This window comes from Bacillus sp. AY2-1, assembly GCF_008368965.1.
Taxonomy (GTDB): Bacteria; Bacillota; Bacilli; order Bacillales; family Bacillaceae_G; genus Bacillus_A; species Bacillus_A thuringiensis_S.
The window spans coordinates 1-2,650 of the sequence record NZ_QPEL01000220.1; the positions used below are offsets into that span (position 1 = coordinate 1).

Sequence of the window (2,650 nt, forward strand, 5' to 3'; positions counted from 1 at the left end):
CATTCTCAGGGTTCACTCCAAGCAGGAAAGCCAGAGTTTTATTTATCTTGTTTAAAAATAAAAAAGTACAATTAAAGAAATTCGACTTTTACATTTCAAAATATGTTTTAGTGTACATTATCTACGTTTTAATGTCAGAATCCCTCATAGGAATTATCTCCCCTTTTGTCGAATATATCCAAGTAAGAATAAAAGTGTACTTTTTGTTAATAGTGCAAGATTAAAAATATAGTTTTAATACATAAAGAGGTGTAACATGTTTCTAAATGCTCTTATTGAAACAAAAAGATTATTAATAAAACCATACCACATATCTGATGCGGAACATTTATATGAATTACAAAAACATCCCGAGCCACAGCGTTTTATGCCATCTCCCGTATATTCATTAGAGGAAATACACGACATTATTCTATGGAGCATGGAGATGAACAAAAAGAACACAGTAAGTAATATTGCTAAATTTAATCTTTCCATTTTTGAAAAATCTTCTCAAGAGTATATAGGGTATTGTGGTTTAGGTCCTTTAGATTTTGAACTCACATCTACAGAAATGTATTATGCTTTATCTTATGACAAATGGGGAAAAAGCTATGCAACAGAAGCCACAAACGCCCTTTTACACTACACCTTTTTAAAAATAGGGATAGAACGTATTGTTGCTGTTGTGTTCCCTGAAAACAAAGCATCTATTAGAGTTTTGAAAAAGCTTGGATTTCAATTTGAAGAAAAGATCAAAAATTTAAATGAAGAATTTAAAGAATTTGCAGGCATGCATTCTTTCTACATCACAAAAGATGTATTTTCAAAGAATTTAACAAATAATCGATAACTAACTATAGGGATCTGCCATATCGCTATCAAGCTAAGCAATTCATTGTTCCCTATAATGAAAAATGACCTGAATTCTCATAAATAACTATTGTAGTGATATAAAATTTACGCTTTATAAATACTTCAAAATATTAGATTGATGGGCTGGGGTAGCAACAACAAAATGGGAATCCGTATGCTAAGAGTTTTTTCATAGAAAAACCAATACTCACTTTCATGTAAGCTAAGGGAGATTAAAGAAAAGGGATTATGAAAGTTTACGAGTATGGATTGAACTACTCGCCACTTAACAAAGCCTGAAGTGGTAGATGGATATGGAGTGCCTCATTAAGGTTTATTTTCATGCTACCTTTCCTTTTACTTCTTGTTATGAGTAGGAAAAAACTGAAAGTATTATTACAAGTTATGGGAGAGGATTTAAGAGCATGGTTTTTATGGAGTTTTGTAGGTTTTGGCCTATTTTATGCTCCATTATGCTTTGCCGCTGCACATGCACCAGGATGGATAATTGCGGGGGACATGGCAAGTTACTATTATATCAGGATCTTTATTAGCTCCATGACGGTATTTATAGTTAGCTCGATTGTTTATGTATTGCTTATCATTACGAAGGTACTTCTGGCTTATGTAGGCTCGCGGGTTTTAAATAAGTTAACGGCGGGATATTACCAGCATCTTAGAAAGAAACGTTAAGGGGGGGAATAACTTTAAATTATGTTATATATACAAGTTGACTATTTCAAGTACACTATTTTGTGTTAAACATTTTCAACAGTGTTACAGCCATTTGCTTAACGTGAGGTTTTCTGATTTCCAGTATGTAACTTATACAATAAAAAGGGAGCAACGTGCTACCAACATTTGCTCTCCTTTAGATAGCTGCTACCATTAAGCCGGTGGCCACTAAAAAATAACACCTACAGTATTTGTAGATGTTATTTTTAATCATTTAGGCTTGTAAAATGTTTCGTATTTCTTCTATAAGTAAATTTGTAAACTTTGCAATATCTTCGATTGGCATTCCATTTTTATGCATTCCACAAATTAATTGAATTTTCCCTTCTTCAATCCCCTCTTGACGCCCTTCTTTCTTTCCTTCATTACGAGCATGAGCAAATTTTGCGGCTTCATCCATCAACGCTTTCTCCCTTGCTTCATACGCTTGTCGGAAAGAAGAATCTTGACTCATACGTTCCCATTTATTCATTGCTTTTTGTAAAATTGGGTCTTGGTTCATCGCAATATCCTCCAATGTTTGGGTTAATTGTTCATCCTCATTCGCTGGAAGTAATAATAACCAACGAACAAATGAATCCTCCCAGGGATTGACTTGTTCATTTCGCCACTGTTGCATGAGTTTTGGAATCTCCACAATATGAACTTCAATATCATCACTCAATATTTTCTGTTGTTGTTGATTCCATAAGATTCCTGTTGTATGGAATGCCTCGTATTCAGGAAACATAACAAAATTTAACAAATTGATCGTAATTGTTTTATGAAGAGAGCTGTATGGCATTCCTTTTTGAAGTTGGGATGTGTATAGCCTTCCCCAGTAATATAAACTTCTCTTAATCATGTCATGATTATTATTTAGCTGGATTTCTACATTTACCTTTGTTCCCGTATCTAATGTTGTGGAAATATCTAAAATCGATAATTTATCTTCTTCATGTTCTCGGTGCAAGTGTGGGTCTTCTAATTGTAAGGAAACAATAGGGGATTCTAAAGAATCTTGTAACATAGCATTTAAAAAAGCAATTAGAATATCTTCATTTCCACTTGTGCCAAATAATTGTTTAAAAGCAAAATCAAT

Annotated in this window: 2 protein-coding genes and 1 pseudogene; 2 read left to right on the forward strand and 1 reads right to left on the reverse strand. The window is 33.3% G+C overall.

Annotation, left to right across the window (positions count from 1 at the left end):
• Nucleotides 1-256: 256 nt before the first annotated feature.
• Entirely contained in the window at nucleotides 257-832 is a 576-nt protein-coding gene (locus tag DN403_RS29125) for a GNAT family N-acetyltransferase (protein ID WP_149186045.1), read from the forward strand.
• A gap of 344 nt (nucleotides 833-1,176) precedes the next feature.
• Nucleotides 1,177-1,393: pseudogene (locus tag DN403_RS32055) on the forward strand (multidrug resistance efflux transporter family protein); the annotation flags it as partial.
• Nucleotides 1,394-1,783: 390 nt separating this feature from the next.
• Here the strand turns inward: DN403_RS32055 and DN403_RS29135 are convergent.
• Nucleotides 1,784-2,650: Rpn family recombination-promoting nuclease/putative transposase (locus DN403_RS29135; RefSeq protein ID WP_149186046.1), on the reverse strand; the 867-nt coding region annotated here is incomplete at its 5' end.

Coding starts and splice junctions, on each gene's coding strand:
- DN403_RS29125 (WP_149186045.1), top strand. CDS start 257: ATGTTTCTAAATGCTCTTATTGAAACAAAAAGATTATTAATAAAACCA.